Genomic DNA, 16,779 nt, shown 5'->3' with positions numbered 1-16,779 from the left:
ATGCCGCCATGCCAATTCATACGCTGACGATCATCGTGCTGGTTTTCCTGCTGGCCGGCGCGGTGAAGGGCATGATCGGGCTCGGGCTGCCGACGATCGCGATGGGGCTGCTGACGCTCGCGATGCCGCCGTCGGCCGCGGCGAGCCTGCTGCTCGTGCCGTCGTTCATCACCAACGTGTGGCAGTTATGGCTCGGCCCGTCGTTCGGCGCGCTGCTGCGCCGGCTGTGGCCGCTGCTCGCCGGCCTGACGGTCGGCACGCTGACGGGCGGGCTGCCTGCGCTCGCGGCCGGCAGCACATGGACGCACGCAGCGCTCGGCATCGTGCTGGTGCTTTACGGGCTGTGGGGGCTGGCGGCGGCGCGGCTGCCCGCCCCGGGCCGCCATGAAACATGGCTGTCGGCCGTGGTCGGCTACCTGACGGGCGTCGTGACGGCTGCAACCGGCGTGTTCGTCGTGCCGGCGGTGCCGTACCTGCAGGCGCTGCGGTTGTCGAAGGACGATCTGATCCAGGCGCTCGGGCTGTCGTTTACCGCATCGACGATCGTGCTCGGCTTGCAGTTGCGCGTGACGGGTGCGCTGCAGACGGTCGATCTCGGCGTGTCGGCGCTCGCGCTCGTGCCCGCGCTGGCAGGGATGGCCGGCGGGCAATATGCGCGGCGCGTGATGAGCGAGAAGATGTTCAAGCGTTGCTTCTTCGTCGGGCTGATCGCGCTGGGCGCGTATATGGCGGGATCGCGGTGGTGGTGAACGCGGGCCCGGGCGCTGCATGATCCCGAAGCCGGTTTCGGCAACCGGCTTCGGGAAGGGGCGCGGGAGCGCGGTTTTGCCGCTTACGCCGGATCGGCGTACCTCAGCGTCCAGCCGACCGTGCGGGTCGCGCCCGCGCCGAGCGCGAACGGTTTCGTCGTGCACGCGAAGTTCGAATGCAACTGCCCGATCGGCGTCGTCGACAGCGGATTCGTCGTGCCGTTCGCCGTGTCGAAGGCGGACAGCGCGCAGTTGTCGAAGCCGGACGCCGCATAGCCTGTCGCGGCGCTGTTCGCGTACGTCACCGACACGCCGTCGCCGTTGGCCTGCGTCGACGCGAAATCCGCGAACGACGTGAAGTCCGTCTCGACCGCGAGGTTGCCCGCGAGCGTGCCCGAACTCAGCGTATCGCTGCGCGAGATCGTGCCGTGCGCGAACGTCAGCACCGTGTGCACCTGCAGGTCGAGATCCGTCGTGTACGCGGCGTTCTTCGATGCGAGGCGGAACTTCGTCGTATCGAACGACACGATCACCTGGCCGTTGCTTTGCTGCACGTTCAGGTTCTTGTAGTACGTGACGGGAATGTAGGTCTTCGCGTTGTACGTCACCTGCGGCACCAGCAGCGCATAGCCGAGGTCGGTCGTGCCGTAGATCAGCTTGTCGGAGAACGGCACCGGGTAATACGGCGTGTACGCGTTATAGTCGGGCGCCTGGCTGAGGTTCAGGTTGATCACGCGCCGGCCGTCGCGCACGGTGAGCAGCGCGGCGCTGTACGGATGCGCGGCATCGCCCGGCTGGTTGTACCAGGTGAGCGTGTAGCGCGGCAGCGCGTCGAGCCACGCGCGGTAGTCCGCATCGGCCATCGGCGTCTGGCCGCCGAAGCCGAGCTTGTTCCACCATGCGTTCACGTACAGGTACTGGTGCAGCAGGCTGAAGTTCTCGCCCATCACGCGCGGCTTGCCGCGATACGTGTCGGTGCCGCGGCCCTTGACCCACATGTTCACCGACGGCGTCGGCAGCGACGGGTCGTACCAGTACGTGTCGAAACGACGCGCGGCCTGATAGATGAATGCATACGCAACCTGTTTCTCGCGATCGGTCAGCACGCCGGCATTGGCCGCGGCCGTCAGCACCTCCATGAACGCGGAATCGCCGTACGGGCCGATCGAGCGGCCGTAGTTGAAGCCCTGGCCGTCGGCGTTCAGCTGCGGCAGGATCAGGTCGACCGACTTGCGCAGATAGCCCTTCAGCTCCGACGTCAGATTCGCTTCGTTGCCCATCTCGAACGTGCGCTCGACCACTTCGCCGATCAGCAGCGTGCTGTAGCGGTCGAAGCGCGCCTGGTCGTAGTAGGTCGTGTGCGTGTTGGATGCTTCGTCGGAGAACCCGCCCGACGAATCGTTGCGGATGTGGTTCGTCAGCGTGTACAGCAGCGCGTCGCGTGCGCTCATCGTCGCGACCGCCGGATCGGTCTTCGATGCGAACGACGGGCTGCTCCAGCCGAGCTTCTGGCGCAGCCCGGCAATGCCGTAGGACACCGCATAGTAGTTCTGCGCGGTGTTGAGCGACGCGATGTCGATCGGCGTGCCGGCGGCCGGGCAGGTCGTGGTCTTGCCGCTCGCATCGGGGCCGAACATGTCGCAGAACGTGAGCCGCTGCTGCAGCGTCGCCAGCATCGCATCGCTGAAGACTTCGTTGAGCATCCCGTGCGCCTTCAGGTTGTTCAGCGCGACGAGGTAGTAGTACTCGCCCCACGAGGTATTCGCATACGCATAGTTGCCGCCCGACTGCGCCATCATCGCGGTCGTGATCGTCTGGTACGTCGCGAGGTAGCTCGCGTATTGCGGGTCGTTCTTCGACTTCATGTCGATCAGGATGTACGACAGGCCGAGCGCGAGCTTGCCGGGCAGGAATTTGTCGCCGGTGTTCGTGTCGAGCACGTGGACGGGCGTGCCGTCGCCGAGATCCATCACCACCTGCGTGAAATCGGGCGATTTCCGGATCAGGTCGAACAGCGCGCGCATCTGGCCCATCATCGTGAGCGGGATGTTCGTGCCGGCCGGCACGCGGGTGTCGGGCGCGCCGTAGACGAGCGCCTGCAGCGAGTTCGCTGCGAGCGTGGGCGGGGTGGACGTAGTGGGCGCCGACGGCGTGTCGGTCACGTCGTTGCCGCCGCACGCGCTGACGAGCACGACGGAAAGGGCGCTGAGCGCGGCGCCGAGCGTGAATCTGCTGCGCGGATGCATGGTGTCTCCAATTTTGAATAGTGATGAAGCACGGGCACGTGTCGCCGATGCCGCGCTCGGTGCCCGTACCGGGCGTCCGCCTTGCAAACTCTGATCCTTGAAGACGGACGGCCCGAATCGCAAATCGGGCAGGCAAGCGTTCCCCCTGCACGGGCCGTGATCGGCGTCGCGCTCGAGCATTGGAAAACGTTTTCCAAATTTAGGCATCGATCGGCGCGATGTCAATGAACTTTCACATCGGATGCGCCGGTAGAAACCCGAATGGAGGAAGCAGGGGCGTGCGAAAGGGGAATCGGAATTACGCGTAAATCGCCGGGATGTTTATCTTGACGATCGCGTGGTCATCGTGCGAAAGAAAAGCTTTGAAGCGGGGAGGGCGAGCATGGGCGGGAAACGGGTTCTCGGTGCATGAAGAGGGAAAACGTTATCCATAAGAATCGGGATGCAGCGAACCGCTCACGGCTGCCCGCCGCCGCATGCGCCGACCCGCCGTTTCGACGACGTTCAAAGCTGCTTCTCGATCGCCGCCTTGTCGATCACCGACCACACCTGGCGGATCTTGCCGTCGTGAAACTCGTAGAACACGTTTTCGGCGAACGTGACCTTGCGGCCGTCGACGGCGAGCCCCATGAACGTTCCTTTCGGCGAACACGCGAAGCGAAGGCGGCACGCGACGCGCGGCGGCTCGCACACGAGCAGCCGGATGTCGAAGCGCAGATCGGGAATGTCGTGGAAGTCCTGCTCCAGCATCGCGCGGTAACCGGCGAGGCCGAGCGGCCGGTCGTTGTGGATCACGTCGTCGGACACGTATTCGCCGAGCGCCGTCCAGTCCTGCCGGTTCAGGCAGTCGATATACGCGCGATAGCGGGTTGCGAGATCGGTATCGGTCATGGCCAAGTCTCCGTATGTCGATGGGGCGAATCGAATGCGGCGCGCGTTACGGCGGCGACGCGTCGCCCGACAGGAACGCGACGAATTCGCGCGTGTACTTCGGCAGCGCGTCGAACGACCGCGCGCAGAGCGTCAGTTTCCGATGGCTCCATGGATCGGACAACTCGACGAGCCGCACGTCCATCGTCTGCATCGCGCGCTCGGCCGCATGCCGCGACACGATGCCGATGCCCACGCCGCTCGCGATCATGCGGCAGATCGCGTCGAAGCTCTTCAACTGCACGCGATAGCGGATCCGCTTGCCGAGCGCGCGCGCCTGGTCGGCGAGATGCACCTGCAGCGCGCTGCCGTCGGTGAGGCCGATGAAGTCTTCGCCGGCGATGTCGTCGAACGCGACCGCGCCGTACGACGCGAGCGGATGCGCGGCCGGCACGACGACGATCAGCCAGTCTTCGCGGAACGGCTTCTGTTCGAGGCCACCGAGCCCGACCGAATCGGCGACGATGCCGACCTCGGCCGTCTTGTTGCGGATCGCATGCACGATCTCCTGGCTCGAGCGTTCCTCGACGCTGATCGACAGCTTCGGATGGTGCGGCAGGTAATCGGCCAGCGCATCGGGCAGGTATTCGCTCAGCGACGCGGTGTTGCACAGCAGCCGGATGTGGCCGCGCAGCCCCTGGCCGTATTGCTGCAGTTCGCCGCGCATGTGATCGATCTGCTGCAGCACGGTGCGCGCGTGGTGTTCGAGCGCGCGGCCCGCGTCGGTGGCCTGCGCGCCGGACTTGGTCCGGTGCAGCAGCGGCACGCCCAGCTCGTCCTCCATCCCGCGAATGCGCTCGCTCGCGGCCTGCAGCGTGATGTGCGTTCGCTCGGCGCCGCCCGTGATCGTGCCGGCTTCGCAGATGTTCAGGAAGAGCCGCAGGTCGGTCAGGTCGAAGCGCATGATGGGCGGAGGGATGGATGGGGGAATGGCCGATAAGTTAGCAGGAACCGCGGCGGCGGTCTCAGGGCCAGCCTGAGACCCGGTTCGCCGCTTCCGCATTTTCGGGGCGCGATCGACGCCCGATCATGGACGCACATCAACCGGGGAGCCTGCCATGCAGATCGATTCGTCGTGGGGCGTGTCGTTCAAGATCGCGCTGCATCTGCTATTCCTGTGCATCGGTGTCGCGTGGGCCGGTGCCGAATTCGTCGCATGGTTGCGGTGAATGTCGTCGCGCGCGACTATCGAAACAAATGAGCCATAGTTTTTTGCGACGAAAATTCTTCCGTTTTTCTGCGCCCAAACCATCAAGTTTTTCCGGATCGGACCGTATTACCGGTAGCGAATGCCGGCCGGCATCCGGTCCGTGATCGTTTGTCATCATTGTTTGCATCCGGTTACACGTCGGCCGTTCCGTTTTTGAGATGCTTGAAAGATTGTCAAACCGGAGTCGGATCGTCCATGAAAACGCGCGAGATTCACCGCAAGGCGGCGTGGCTGTCGGGCCTGGCCGCTGTGCTCGTCATGGCCGGTTGTGCAAATACGCAGTCCGTTCCGCCGAGCGACACGCTGGCGGCGCAGCCCTCTGATTCGAGCTCGTCCGCCGCGGCGCCGCCGGCCGCCACGATGCCGGCCGCGCCGATTCTCGTCGCGCGGAAGTACGTCGTGAAACGCGGCGACACGCTGACGGGCATCGCCACCGCGAACGATTGCAGCGTGGCCGACTTGCGCACCTGGAACAAGCTGGCCGCGAACGGCAGGCTGCGCATGGGGCAGGTGCTGCGGATCGTCAAGCAGCAGCCGCTGCCGCCCGCGGGCGCGGCCGGCACGCAGGTCGTCGCGAACAATGGTGCGGCGGGGAATCAGGGAACTGCGCAGGCAACGTCGCAGGCCACGTCGCCGGCCAGCGCGTCGACCGCGAACGACCGTCAGGTCGTCAAGGAAACGAAGCGTCATGCGGGCGGCGTCGCGCTCAAGTGGCCGGCGACCGGCAAGATCGTCGAAGGGTTCCGGCCCGGGCAGAACCGCGGCATCCAGATTGCCGGCCGGCCGGGCGACCCGGTCCGCGCCGCTGCCGACGGGCGCGTGATGTACGCGGGCACCGGCCTGAACGATTACGGCAGCCTGATCATCGTCCAGCACAACGCGGATTTCCTGACCGCCTATGCGCACAACCGCAAGCTGCTCGTGAAGACGGGCGACATCGTGCATCAGGGCGATGCGATCGCCGAGATGGGCGACCTCGACAACTCGCGCGTCGCGCTGCTGTTCGAGGTGCGACGCGACGGCAAGCCGGTGAATCCGATGCCGTACCTGCCTTCGTCGCAAGGGTGAAGTCGGGCCGTTTCGCTGGAACGCGGCGGCGGTCGCTGCTACGCTAGGTGTTCATGCGAATCCCGCCAGCGCGCGGGGCCGACGGGCGTCTTTCGGGGATGCGCGGCGAATGCCGTCGCGGGCCGGCCGTCGGCGTGAACGGCCGCGCGTCGCCGACGCGCGGCTGCGTCGCTTCGCGCCACCGTTTCCGACAGAACAGACCTCATTCATGGAACACTCTCCGACACGCCGCTCGCTGTTGCTTGCCGCCGTTGCCGCGCCGTTCGTTGCCGCGTGCACGTCCGCGCCGGTCGCCGACCAGGGGCGCGCCCATACCGCGCACGCCGAACTCGCCGCGCTCGAAAAAGCCTCGAACGGGCGGCTCGGCGTCGCCGCGCTCGATACGTCGAACGGCGTGCGCATCGCGCACCATGCGCGCGAGCGCTTCCCGCTGTGCGGCACGTACGCAGTCGTGGCGGCCGCCGCGATGCTTGCGCGCGGCTCGCTCGACGCATCGCTGCTGCCGCGCCGCATCCTGTACCGCCGCTATGGAATCGTGTCCGGCTCGCCGGTGACGGAGAGCCACGTCGACACCGGCATGACGATCGCGCAGCTGTGCGCGGCGATGCTGCAGTCGGGCGACAAAGGCGCGGGCAACCTGCTGATGGGCGTGCTCGGCGGCCCGCAGGCCGTCACGGCGTTCGCGCGCGAAAGCGGCGACACCACCTTCCGCCTCGATCATTGGGAACCCGAACTCAACAAGGCGGCGCCCGGCGACGAGCGCGACACGTCGACGCCGGTCGCGATGGTCGACACGCTGCAGCGGCTGCTGCTCGGCGACACGCTGCGCGAACCGCAGCGCGCGCAACTGACCGAATGGATGGTCGGCGGCGCACGCGGCGCGACCGGCATCGCGGCGGGCGTGCCGCCCGGCTGGCGCGTGGCCGACAAGGCCGGCACCGGCGGCTACGGCACGACGACCGACGTCGCGGTGCTGTGGCCGCCGTCGCGCGCGCCGATCGTGATGGCCGTATCGTTCACGCAGCCGGACGCCGCTGCCGCGGCGCGCGCGGACGTCGTCGCATCGGCGGCGCGCATCGCGGCGGGCGCGCTGACCGCGACGGCCTGAACCTTCGGCGTCTCGCGCGAAGCCGGCGTTTGGCTTATCGTGTCGATCAGCGCGCGCCCGCGTCGGCGCGCGGTCCTTCCGCGTCGTTTTCCGTTCCCGTTTTCCGTTTTCCGTTCGCCATGCGCCGACTTCCGCCCCTGCACGCGCTGCAGATCTTCTCGACGGTGGCTCGCCACCGCAGCTTCACGCGCGCGGCCGAGCAGCTGTGCATCACGCAGGGCGCGGTGAGCCGGCAGATCCAGACGCTCGAGGCGCACTACGGTTTTCCGCTGTTCAGGCGGCATGCGAAGGGCCTCACGCTGACGGCCGAGGGCGAGCAGTTGTTGCCCGTGGTCGACGAGAGCTTCGCGCGGATCGAGGACATCTCGATGAAGCTCACGCGGCAGCGCACCGATCTCGCGCTGAAGGTGCCGACCTGCGTGATGCGCTGGATGCTGCCGCGCATCATGCGCTTCCAGGGCGAACATCCCGATCTCCACGTGCAGATCACGACCGCGTGGCAGCACGTCGTCGATTTCTCGAGCGAGCCGTTCGATGCGGCGATCGTCTACGGGACGTCGCCGGGCCCGGGCGTCGTCGCGCTGCCGCTGTTCGACGAGCGGCTCACGCCCGTTTGCGCGCCCGAGCTGCGGCAGGCGTCGCCGCTCGCCGCGGTCGGCGATCTCGCGCGCCATACGCTGCTGCATCCGACGCGCGACCACCGCGACTGGCGAGCCTGGCTCGACCATGCGGGCGAGCGTGGCGTCGATCCCGCGCGCGGGCCGACGTTCGACACGCTCGATCTCGCGACGAACGCGGCGATGCAGGGCTTCGGCGTCGCGATCGGCGACGTGACGCTCGTCGACGACGACGTCAGCGCGCGCCGGCTCGAACGGCCGTTCGACATCGTGCTCGAAACGGGCGCACGCTACTTCTTCGTCTACCCCGAGAACCTCGGCAGCCAGCAGAAGATTCGCGCGTTCAGCGACTGGATCGCGCGCCATCGCGACTGACGCACGGCCGTTCCGGCAGCGGGTTCTACTGGTAGCTCACGACGGCGATCATCGGCGCGCGCGCGTTGCCCGGACGGTCAGGTAAAACGATTGCGCGCGAGGCCTGCGTAAAGGTCGTGGTCTTGATCGTGCGCAGGCTGGCCGCGTCGACGAACGCGACTTGTCCGCTCGCCGGGCGCGGGCAGTCGGGGCGCACGTGCGCATGCGCGGCGTCGGCGGTGTCGAGCGCGAACGAGCACGGCGGCTCGACGATCATGCCGGTGAAGTGGATGATGCCGGACGCGCCGGCGGCAAATGACGAGGACGAGGCCAGAAGCGAGGCAGCCAGGGCAAACGAGGCGGCAAACAGGCGATGCTTCATGACAGGCTCCAGAGAGGAAGCGCGTCGCAGCGAGGCCGCTCGAATGGCAGTCCGTCAACGCTGCGGTGCTGTATGCGTAAACGGCAATTTCATCGAACCTCTTGAGTGAGAAACCGGAAATAACGACGACGAGCAAACGACGCCGTGTTCCTTCAATCAATTTATCTCAAAATTGAGCGGCCGCAAGTCAGGGTATTGCCGATGACGTAAGCTCGGATGACGCGCGTCAACGGATGCGGGATTCGCAGGTAAATCGTTGAGGGCTCAACGAATCGGTATTCCTGACGATGACGATTCGCCAAAAGAAAACGGCCGCTCGTGTGGGACGAGCGGCCGTTTGCGTCGGAGCGCGGTGTGCGGTGTTCAGCCCGCGCGCTTGCGGATCGCACCCACGACGACGAGCAGCACGATCGCGCCGATGATCGACGCGATCCAGCCGGCGCCCTGGCCCGGCGCATACCAGCCGGCCGCGCGGCCGACGTAGCCGGCGATCAGCGAGCCGACGACGCCGAGCACGATGGTCAGCAGGATGCCCATCTTGTCGTCGCCCGGCTTGAACGCGCGGGCGAGGAGGCCGACGATGAGCCCGACGACCAGGGTTTCGATGAATTGCAGCATGAACGCCTCCCTATGGCGATTGAGCTATTGACGAACGGAAATGGACCGGCACGGCGCACCGAGGTTCCCGGCGGCGGGAACTGGCGTGCGGCGCATCGAGTATCGCATGGCGCCGTGTCGCGTGGATGTCGGCGTTGCGGGAGGGCACGCGTCAATCATTGATAGTCGAGCAGGACCTGCGCCGCGGCATGAACGGAACCGCCGCCGATCTGCGCACCCGTTTGCAGGTAGGACGCCCGCAGCGGAATCGACGGAGATCCGCCAGTGGCCCGGTTGTAGTTCGTCACCGGGTGCGATTTGCGCAGCGTCAGCGGCTGGCCGGTCGCGGCATCGGCGATATGGATGCCGATGCCGCGGGCCGTCGCATCCGGACGCAGCTGCATCCCGCCGGGCGTGCCGACGACCACGTCGTCGAGCGGGGCCAACTGGTACCCGATCCGGTTGTAGCCGGCCGGGCAGTTGTTCAACTGCACCTGGAAATCGGTCGCGCCGGCAGTCGAACCCACGCCGTTGAAGTCGCGCTGCTGCACCGGCGGCAGCGTGACGGTCTGGTCGGGAATCGAGCACGTTCCGTTGACGAAGCTGATTTTCGCGGCGAGGAAGACCTGCGACGACCCGCCGAGCAAGCCGGACTTGTAATAGATCGTGTAGTACGCGCTGATCATGCCTGTATTGAGCGACCCGTCCTGCGGCTGGCGGCTGTCGCGAAACAGCATGACTTCGAGCGAGTTGCGCAGCGTCGTCTTCGTCGACGACACGGCCACGTTGCCGTCGACGATCATGCGCGTGGACAGGCCGGACACATTGGTTTCCAGGTCCGGGCCGTCGGACACCTGTACCCCGCCTTTGGGATACATCTTGATGCTCGTGATCTGGCACGTGCTCGCGCCGCACACGTCCTGCGGCGTGAAGTAATGACGGGCGACAGTCGTTCCGGGCGTCGCGTTGGACGGGCTCGACACCGTTGCCTGCCCGAATGCATAGAGCGACGCTGCCGCCGCGTCGGTCGCCAATGCAGCGCACGCGAGCAGAAAGGTCGACGCCACCGCGATCATGCGGGCCGTGTGTCGGGCCACGCCGCCACGAGTGCCGGGCATGCGCGCGATGCCTGCCTGGCTCGTCATCCGGGGCGATTCGAACGATGCATAAAGGTTTGTCATCTGGGTTCCTTATTGAATGGCGGTGGCCGTCGAGTCGGCCCGGCAGACGCTCGCGACGGTCTGGATGCCCGGCGATCGCCCGCGACGTTCCGCGACGGGTAGCTCGTAGGCGATCCGGCAGACCGAGCGGCCGTCGTCGCCCCATTGAACCGTCAGCGTGCCGCGGTCGTCGAGCCCGCGCGCGAAGATCTTGCTTGCCTGGGCGACGACGCCGACTTCCTTGCCGGCCTCGTCGTGCACGACGGCGCCGAACGGCAGCGGCGTGCCGTCGGCTTGCGGCGCGCGGACGAGCGCGGCGCGGCCGGTGTCGGTTGCAAACCGGATGAGCGGCACCGCACCGGCGCGCGGCGCGATCTGCCGGCTGGTTTCCTTCAGCTCGACGTCCATCGAGATTCCCTTCGGATCGAGCGCGACCGTATTGAGGCTGTACGGCGTCAGGTAAGGCACGACCGCGTAACCGTTGCCGTCGACCTTGACGCCTGCCGCGTTCGTGATGCGTGCGCCAGCGGCGCCCGGCGCCTCGACGATCGCGAACGTTTCCGACACCGGCTGCGAGAACGTGATGCCGCCGCGGTGCGCGACCAGTGCGCCGCGCACGCCGAGCGAGCCCTGCTGGAATTCCGTGCTTGCGCCCGCGCTGGCATTGATTTCGGCCATGCGCGTGCGGTACGTGACGTTAGCGCTGCCGTCCGTGACCGAGCCTGGCCCGGACGAATGGTTCGCGCTGACGCTGTACGACAGCGCGTGATCGTCGCCGAGCGATCCGGACAGCGTCGATTGCAACCGGGTGCGGCCGAGCGTGTCGCGCGACACATTGCCCGAGACGGTCATCGGGCGCGCGTGGCCGAACGGGATCGTGACGCTCGCGTAATAGAGCGTGCCCATGTCGCCGCCTGCATTGCGCTGCCGCGTCGCCGTCAGGCTGTAGGACAGGTTGCGGAACTGGTTCGTATAGCCGATCGAATAGTTGACGTCCGAGCCCGAGCGGTTCCAGTAATTCACGGCCGATGCCGTGGCGTTGATACGCCCGCCGGTCACCCCGAGGCGCTGCGTGAGCGCCAGCGACGCGCGATGGCGTTGGCGCCACACCGAACTCGCCGAGTGGCCATCCCGGACGGCATCGCGCGCCTGCATTGCGTCGGTGAGGCCGAAATAGCCGTCGGTGGAATAACGATACGCGGCAAGGGCGATGTCGGTGCCTGTCGCCTCGACGGATTTCGCGTAGCTGACGCGCACGCTCGACCCGCTGTAGCGTTTCGCGCCGGGGATCGCGGTCATCGCATGCGTCACGTCCGCGCCGAATGCGCCGAACGCCGTATTGAGGGCGCCGCCCAGCATCGCGGAGACATAACCGCCGGCGAGCGTGACGCCGCCGTAGCCCGTCAGCAGGTTGGTCAGGCCGCGCTGGTACGTAGCCTGGGCGAACAGCGGCTGGCTGGATCCGTACGGATTGCGCAGCATGCCCGCGACGAAGCTGTATCGGCCGATGCCCGGCCGCAGCGACATCGGCACGGCGGCATAGGGCACCGAGAACGTATGCACGGAGCCGTCGGCCTCGGAGACCGACACCTCCAGGTCGCCGCCATACCCGGTCGGGTAGAGGTCGTCGATTTCGAAGTTGCCGGGCGCGACCGTCGTCTCGTAGATCGTCACGTCGTTCTGGCGGATCGTCACCTTCGCGTTGCTGTTCGCGATGCCGCGCACCACGGGCGCATAGCCGCGCAGCGAGTCGGGCAGCATCCGGTCGTCCGTTGACAGGCGCACGCCGCGGAACTGCGTCGAATCGAACAGTTCGCCGGACGTGTAGCTTTCGCCGATGACGAGTTGCGACGACAGCGAGGGCAGGTCGCGCTGGAGATAGGTTGCGATGTCCTGGTACCGGCTCTGGCCGCGCGACGACCATGAATAGGATCCTTCATGCCGAAAGCGCCAGTTGCCGAGGTTCACGCCGCCGTTCAGGCCGAGGTAGCCTTGCGTCTGGGGGGGATGGCCGCTGGCTTTCGACGTGTAGAGGTTGAAGTTGTAGCCGAGCAGGCCGACGGTTTCGCCGGCCGTCCATTGATCGGGGCTCACGTAGCCGCGCGCCTTGCGCGCGAGCGACGCCTGCGGAATCGAGAGCCGCAGGATCTGCCGCGTGAAGTCGAACGTCGCGCTTGCGTCCGGCACGACTTCTTCGATCCGCAGGCATGCGCGGTCGTTGGCAAGCGCGCCGACGACTTCCGGCGCGAGCTTGCCAAAATCGAGGCCGACGCGTTCGAGCAGCGTGCGGTCGAAGCACGGCCGGGCGTCACCCGAGTCCGGCGCGGCCGCGAAGCGCACGTCGTAGCGGCCGATCCAGTCGGCGCCGACATGGATGTCGGCGGTATACATACCCGGGGTCGTCACGTTGCGCTGCGCGAAGCGCGAGACGTCGAACTGCTTGCCCAGGCGATTCTGCAGGAATGCGCCGTCGAACTCGACTTGCGCGAGCGTGCTTGCGGCGGCGGATTGCGGGTTCGCGCGGCCATCGCTCGACCACGCGCCGACGCAGGCCGCCACCAGCAGATGGATCGGCTTGATGCGTGGGAGGTCGGCCACCCCGTGGCGCGACGGTCGAGTCGTGGTCATGCGAAGTACTCCATATTTTTTTCGGATCGAACGGATGCGTTTCGCCGCTGCAGTCGCTCGGGCATGTGCGGCGCTGCGTGGCGAATGGCGAATCCGGGGATTCCGTGCCGTCCGGCCGGGACGGCGGAAATGGCGGCGGACGAAGAGGAGGAGCGGACTGCGCGCCGGTGATGCGCGCGGCCGAGCTCGGCCGCGCTATGGGGCGACGGCGACCGGACGCTTGATGTCGGTTGCGCGCCCCCAGTCGTTGATGCTGCCGAATTCGACCATTGCATCCGCGGCCGGCGCGGTGGCGAGATGCTTGATCGGGAATCGTTGCGTGCTTCGCGGCAGCACGTAGCCCATGCCGGCGTCATGCTTGCGGCCCGCGGAATTCAGCAGGACGTTGCCGAAATTGACGACGAACGACGTCGGATTGCTTACCTCGAGCGCGTAGCCGCCATCGACGTGAACCACGCGCCAGTCGAGCTGGTTGGGCGCATCGTCGGCGTTGCCGGTCAGCCCGTCCGGGCGATACATGATCTTGATGCGGGAGCGGAACGCAAGCTGGATGCGGTTCCGGTTTTCTTCCGTGGACGCCTTCGGCGGCACTTCGAGCACGTTCAGCCAGAACAGCGATTCCCTGTCGGCAGGCAGCGGTTCGCCGGTGTGCACGAGACGCAGCGTCTGGCCATTGCCGGCTTCCATCCGGAAGATCGACGGTGTCAGCGTGAACGGCACGTCGATGTTCTCGGGCAATGCGCCGCTGTTGCCGTCGTCGAGCCACGCCTGGACCAGCGCCGGACGCTTGCTGTCGTTCGTGAGCTGGATCGTGACCTCGCGCTCGCTGGACGGGAAGATCACGCGCGTGCCGGCGATCACGACGCTCGCGTCGGCCTGCGACGCGAATGCGGTGACGGCGACGGCCAGCGTACGGAAGAGCTTCAACAGTTTCATGGGCGTAGAGAGTCGGGTCGTTGGCGGGAAGCGGGGGAAAGCGGGCGGAAACGGCGGTTTCCGCGCCGCGCGGCGTGACGGGAGCGGAGATCGCCGGTGCGGCGACCTCCACGCGCTCGTCCTTACTGATAGATCAGCGAGTACTCGACGCGCGAATTGACGTCGCCGGCCTTCACGGCGCCGGATGCGTAGTACTCGGCGAAGTAGTTCAGCTTCGCGTTGCCGTCGGCGTCGATATCGGCGATCTGGGTGCTGGCAGCGGTTTGAGCGCCGATGGGGATCAGCTTCTGTTGATCGTCCAGCACGTTGATCTGGACGCCCGTCGCGGCCTTGGCGCCCGTGTCGATCGTCAGGCGGCCGCTCGACTGATCGACGTTCGTGCCGTTCTCGAAGATCACGCCGACCTTCACCGGATTTTCGTCGCCGACCGTGCAGCCCTTCAGCGCGAGCGAGAACGCGCTGCGACCGGCGACGGAGCCGACATCGGCGAGCGCCGTGGTGCTGACCGGCGGCAGCGGGACGGTGAGGTCCGATCCGCCCTCGACGCTGCACGTCGACGCGATCACTTTGCCGTGGAAGTTGACGGTGCCGTCCGCTGCATGGGCCGCGGACGAAAAGGCGGCGCCGGCGGCGAGCAGGAGGCACGGAACTGCGCTGCGCTTGAGGATGTTCATATTTAAATACTCCAAATAAAGTTCGACTTTCGAAAGCGCGGCTTGAATTTAAATCTTTGAATGACGCGTTTCGGGTTGAATTGTGCCGATGATGTAATGATTTTGTAATGAGACTGGTACGAATCGCTTATCGTTTTTCCTAGTACGCGTACTAATTGTTTGTTGCCGGATGCGGCAATCAGGAGAGGGAGGCGAGGGAAACTGTCAGGAGGGGGCGGACGAGCGTGCTCGTTCCGCTACCGAAATCGGTCGAGTTGCCGATTTCGTCGGTTGCGCCATTCGCGCGACGTATCGTTCGTTATCCGAAGCGAATCAACGCGGGGTGACCGGCCGCCGGAGTGGGGCGGCGGCCGGCATGCCGCGTGACGGGCGGCGTACGTCATGCATCGTTCGCGTGGGCGAACGATCGCGATATCGTCGCGACACGCGTGTCAGGCCGCGGGTGCGTCGATGGCCGGATCGAGCCGGCGATACCCTTCGGTCGCATTCAGCAGCGTGCGCGTGTAGTCGCGTGCCACCCGCCCGGCCCGCACGTCCTCGATCCGCAGCTGTTCGACGATCTCGCCGTGCTGCATCACCGCGACGCGCTGGCACAGGAAGCCGATCACCGCGAGGTTGTGGCTGACGAGGATCATCGTCAGGTTGCGTTCGCGATGCAGGCGGCGCAGCAGGTTCAGGATTTCCGCCTGCACCGATACGTCGAGCGCGGACGTCGGCTCGTCGAGCAGCAGCACGCGCGGCTCGACGATCAGCGCACGCGCGATCGCGACGCGCTGCCGCTGGCCGCCCGACAATTGGTGCGGATAGCGGAAGCGGAACGACGGGCCGAGGCCGACCTCGGACAGCGCGCGGGCGATCCGCGCGTTGGCGTCGTCGATCGCATGGATCGACAGCGGCTCGCGCAGCGTCTGGTCGACCGTGAAGCGCGGATGCAGCGATGCATACGGATCCTGGAACACCATCTGCACATGGCGGCGGAATGCACGATCGGGCGTGCCGCCCACCGGGCGGCCATCGATCGACAGGCTGCCGCCCGCGAGCGGCACGAGGCCGGTCAGCGCGCGCAGCAGCGTCGACTTGCCGGAGCCCGATTCGCCGACGAGCCCGAATACTTCGCCGTCGCGCACCGCGAAGCTCGCGTCGCGCACCGCGTCGACGTGACCCGTGCGGGTCGGGAAACGAATCGAGACGTGATCGACGTCGATCATCGCGAGGCCTCCTGTCGTTCGGCGCGCGCGGCGGTCGGCGGCATCGCGTCGAGCCATGCCGGATCGCGCCGCAGCACCGGCAGTTCGTCGGGCGGGTTCGCGAGCGGCGGATTCGCCGCGAGCAGCCCGCGCGTATAGGGATGCGACGCGTCGCGCAGGTCGCGCGCGGCGCAGGTTTCGACCACGCGGCCCGCATACATCACCGCGACGCGGTCGCAGAACGACATCACGAGCGGCAGGTCGTGGCTGATGAACATCAGGCCCGTGTCGTGCCGCGCGATCATCGCGTCGAGCACCGCGAGCACCTGCATCGACACCGCGACGTCGAGCGCGGACGTCGGCTCGTCGGCGATCAGCAGGCGCGGGCCGGTCGACACCATCATCGCGATCATCACGCGCTGGCCCATGCCGCCCGACAGCTCGTGCGGATACGCGTCGGCGACACGCGCCGGGTCGCGGATCTGCACGGCCGCGAGCGCATCGACGATCCGCTCGCGCAGCGCGCGGCCGCGCAAGCCGGGCTCATGCCGCCGGAACGCTTCGCCCATCTGCTTCGCGACCGTCATCACCGGGTTCAGCGAATATTTCGGGTCTTGCAGGATCATCCCCATCTGGCTGCCGCACAGGCGCCGGCGTTCGCGCGGCGACATCGCGAGCAGGTCATGGCCCGCGAAGCGCATCGTGCGCGCCGACCAGCGCGCTGCGTCGGGCAGCAGGCCGAGCAGCGCGCGGCCGGTCAGCGACTTGCCGGAGCCCGATTCGCCGACGATGCCGAGCCGCTCGCCGGGCGCGAGCGTCAGCGACAGGTCGCGCACCGCGTCGGTGACGACGCCGTCGTGCCCGCGAAAACCGATCTTCAGCCCGTCGATCTCGCACAGCGGGGCCGGTGCGGCGGTGGAATTCAATGACATG

Annotated in this window: 15 protein-coding genes; 4 read left to right on the top strand and 11 right to left on the bottom strand. The window is 66.9% G+C overall.

Annotated elements, in window-relative coordinates:
- Positions 1–8: 8 nt before the first annotated feature.
- Positions 9–749, top strand: a complete 741-nt coding sequence (locus HWX55_RS11640; protein ID WP_175975703.1) for a sulfite exporter TauE/SafE family protein — start codon at positions 9–11, stop codon at positions 747–749.
- An 83-nt stretch (positions 750–832) separates the two neighbouring features.
- On the opposite strand, the gene HWX55_RS11635 is transcribed toward HWX55_RS11640, so the two are convergent.
- From HWX55_RS11635 to HWX55_RS11625, 3 genes are all read right to left on the bottom strand, one after another.
- Entirely contained in the window at positions 833–2,995 is a 2,163-nt protein-coding gene (locus HWX55_RS11635) for a hypothetical protein (RefSeq protein ID WP_175975702.1), read from the bottom strand.
- A gap of 504 nt (positions 2,996–3,499) precedes the next feature.
- Entirely contained in the window at positions 3,500–3,886 is a 387-nt protein-coding gene (locus tag HWX55_RS11630; RefSeq protein ID WP_175975701.1) for an ester cyclase, read from the bottom strand.
- A 46-nt stretch (positions 3,887–3,932) separates the two neighbouring features.
- Complete coding sequence (locus HWX55_RS11625; RefSeq protein WP_175975700.1) at positions 3,933–4,829, bottom strand: LysR substrate-binding domain-containing protein; 897 nt, start codon at positions 4,827–4,829, stop codon at positions 3,933–3,935.
- Between the two features lie 501 nt (positions 4,830–5,330).
- Here HWX55_RS11625 and HWX55_RS11620 point away from each other — a divergent pair.
- The 3 genes from HWX55_RS11620 to HWX55_RS11610 all read left to right on the top strand — a co-directional run bounded on the left by HWX55_RS11620 (position 5,331) and on the right by HWX55_RS11610 (position 8,303).
- The gene (locus HWX55_RS11620) at positions 5,331–6,203 is read left to right on the top strand and encodes a peptidoglycan DD-metalloendopeptidase family protein (protein WP_175975699.1); all 873 of its coding nucleotides are present in this window, start codon (positions 5,331–5,333) and stop codon (positions 6,201–6,203) included.
- Between the two features lie 208 nt (positions 6,204–6,411).
- The gene (gene bla, locus HWX55_RS11615; RefSeq protein WP_175975698.1) at positions 6,412–7,311 is read left to right on the top strand and encodes a class A beta-lactamase; all 900 of its coding nucleotides are present in this window, start codon (positions 6,412–6,414) and stop codon (positions 7,309–7,311) included.
- A 119-nt stretch (positions 7,312–7,430) separates the two neighbouring features.
- Complete coding sequence (locus HWX55_RS11610) at positions 7,431–8,303, top strand: LysR substrate-binding domain-containing protein (protein ID WP_050012835.1); 873 nt, start codon at positions 7,431–7,433, stop codon at positions 8,301–8,303.
- Between the two features lie 25 nt (positions 8,304–8,328).
- On the opposite strand, the gene HWX55_RS11605 is transcribed toward HWX55_RS11610, so the two are convergent.
- The 8 genes from HWX55_RS11605 to HWX55_RS11570 form a co-directional block, all read right to left on the bottom strand.
- Positions 8,329–8,664: a type 1 fimbrial protein gene (locus HWX55_RS11605; protein ID WP_175975697.1), complete on the bottom strand. Its 336-nt coding sequence runs from the start codon at positions 8,662–8,664 to the stop codon at positions 8,329–8,331.
- 363 nt (positions 8,665–9,027) lie between these two features.
- A complete protein-coding gene (locus HWX55_RS11600) occupies positions 9,028–9,282 on the bottom strand; it encodes a GlsB/YeaQ/YmgE family stress response membrane protein (protein WP_175975696.1) in 255 nt (84 codons plus the stop codon).
- 155 nt (positions 9,283–9,437) lie between these two features.
- On the bottom strand, positions 9,438–10,442 hold the full coding sequence (locus tag HWX55_RS11595) for a fimbrial protein (RefSeq protein WP_175975695.1): 1,005 nt from the start codon (positions 10,440–10,442) through the stop codon (positions 9,438–9,440).
- A gap of 9 nt (positions 10,443–10,451) precedes the next feature.
- On the bottom strand, positions 10,452–13,049 hold the full coding sequence (locus tag HWX55_RS11590) for a fimbria/pilus outer membrane usher protein (RefSeq protein ID WP_175975694.1): 2,598 nt from the start codon (positions 13,047–13,049) through the stop codon (positions 10,452–10,454).
- 195 nt (positions 13,050–13,244) lie between these two features.
- Complete coding sequence (locus tag HWX55_RS11585; protein ID WP_175975693.1) at positions 13,245–13,985, bottom strand: fimbria/pilus periplasmic chaperone; 741 nt, start codon at positions 13,983–13,985, stop codon at positions 13,245–13,247.
- A gap of 122 nt (positions 13,986–14,107) precedes the next feature.
- A complete protein-coding gene (locus HWX55_RS11580; protein ID WP_175975692.1) occupies positions 14,108–14,659 on the bottom strand; it encodes a fimbrial protein in 552 nt (183 codons plus the stop codon).
- Between the two features lie 431 nt (positions 14,660–15,090).
- Positions 15,091–15,867, bottom strand: coding sequence for an ABC transporter ATP-binding protein (locus HWX55_RS11575; RefSeq protein WP_175975691.1), 777 nt, complete (start codon positions 15,865–15,867; stop codon positions 15,091–15,093).
- A complete protein-coding gene (locus HWX55_RS11570; RefSeq protein WP_175975690.1) occupies positions 15,864–16,778 on the bottom strand; it encodes an ABC transporter ATP-binding protein in 915 nt (304 codons plus the stop codon). Before HWX55_RS11570 ends, HWX55_RS11575 begins: the two co-directional genes overlap by 4 nt.
- Position 16,779: the final 1 nt, after the last annotated feature.

This window comes from Burkholderia sp. BCC1047 (genome assembly GCF_902833155.1).
Taxonomy (GTDB): domain Bacteria; phylum Pseudomonadota; class Gammaproteobacteria; order Burkholderiales; family Burkholderiaceae; genus Burkholderia; species Burkholderia sola.
Note: the sequence above shows the minus strand (reverse complement) of the source record. Positions and strands in the feature narration are given on the sequence as shown.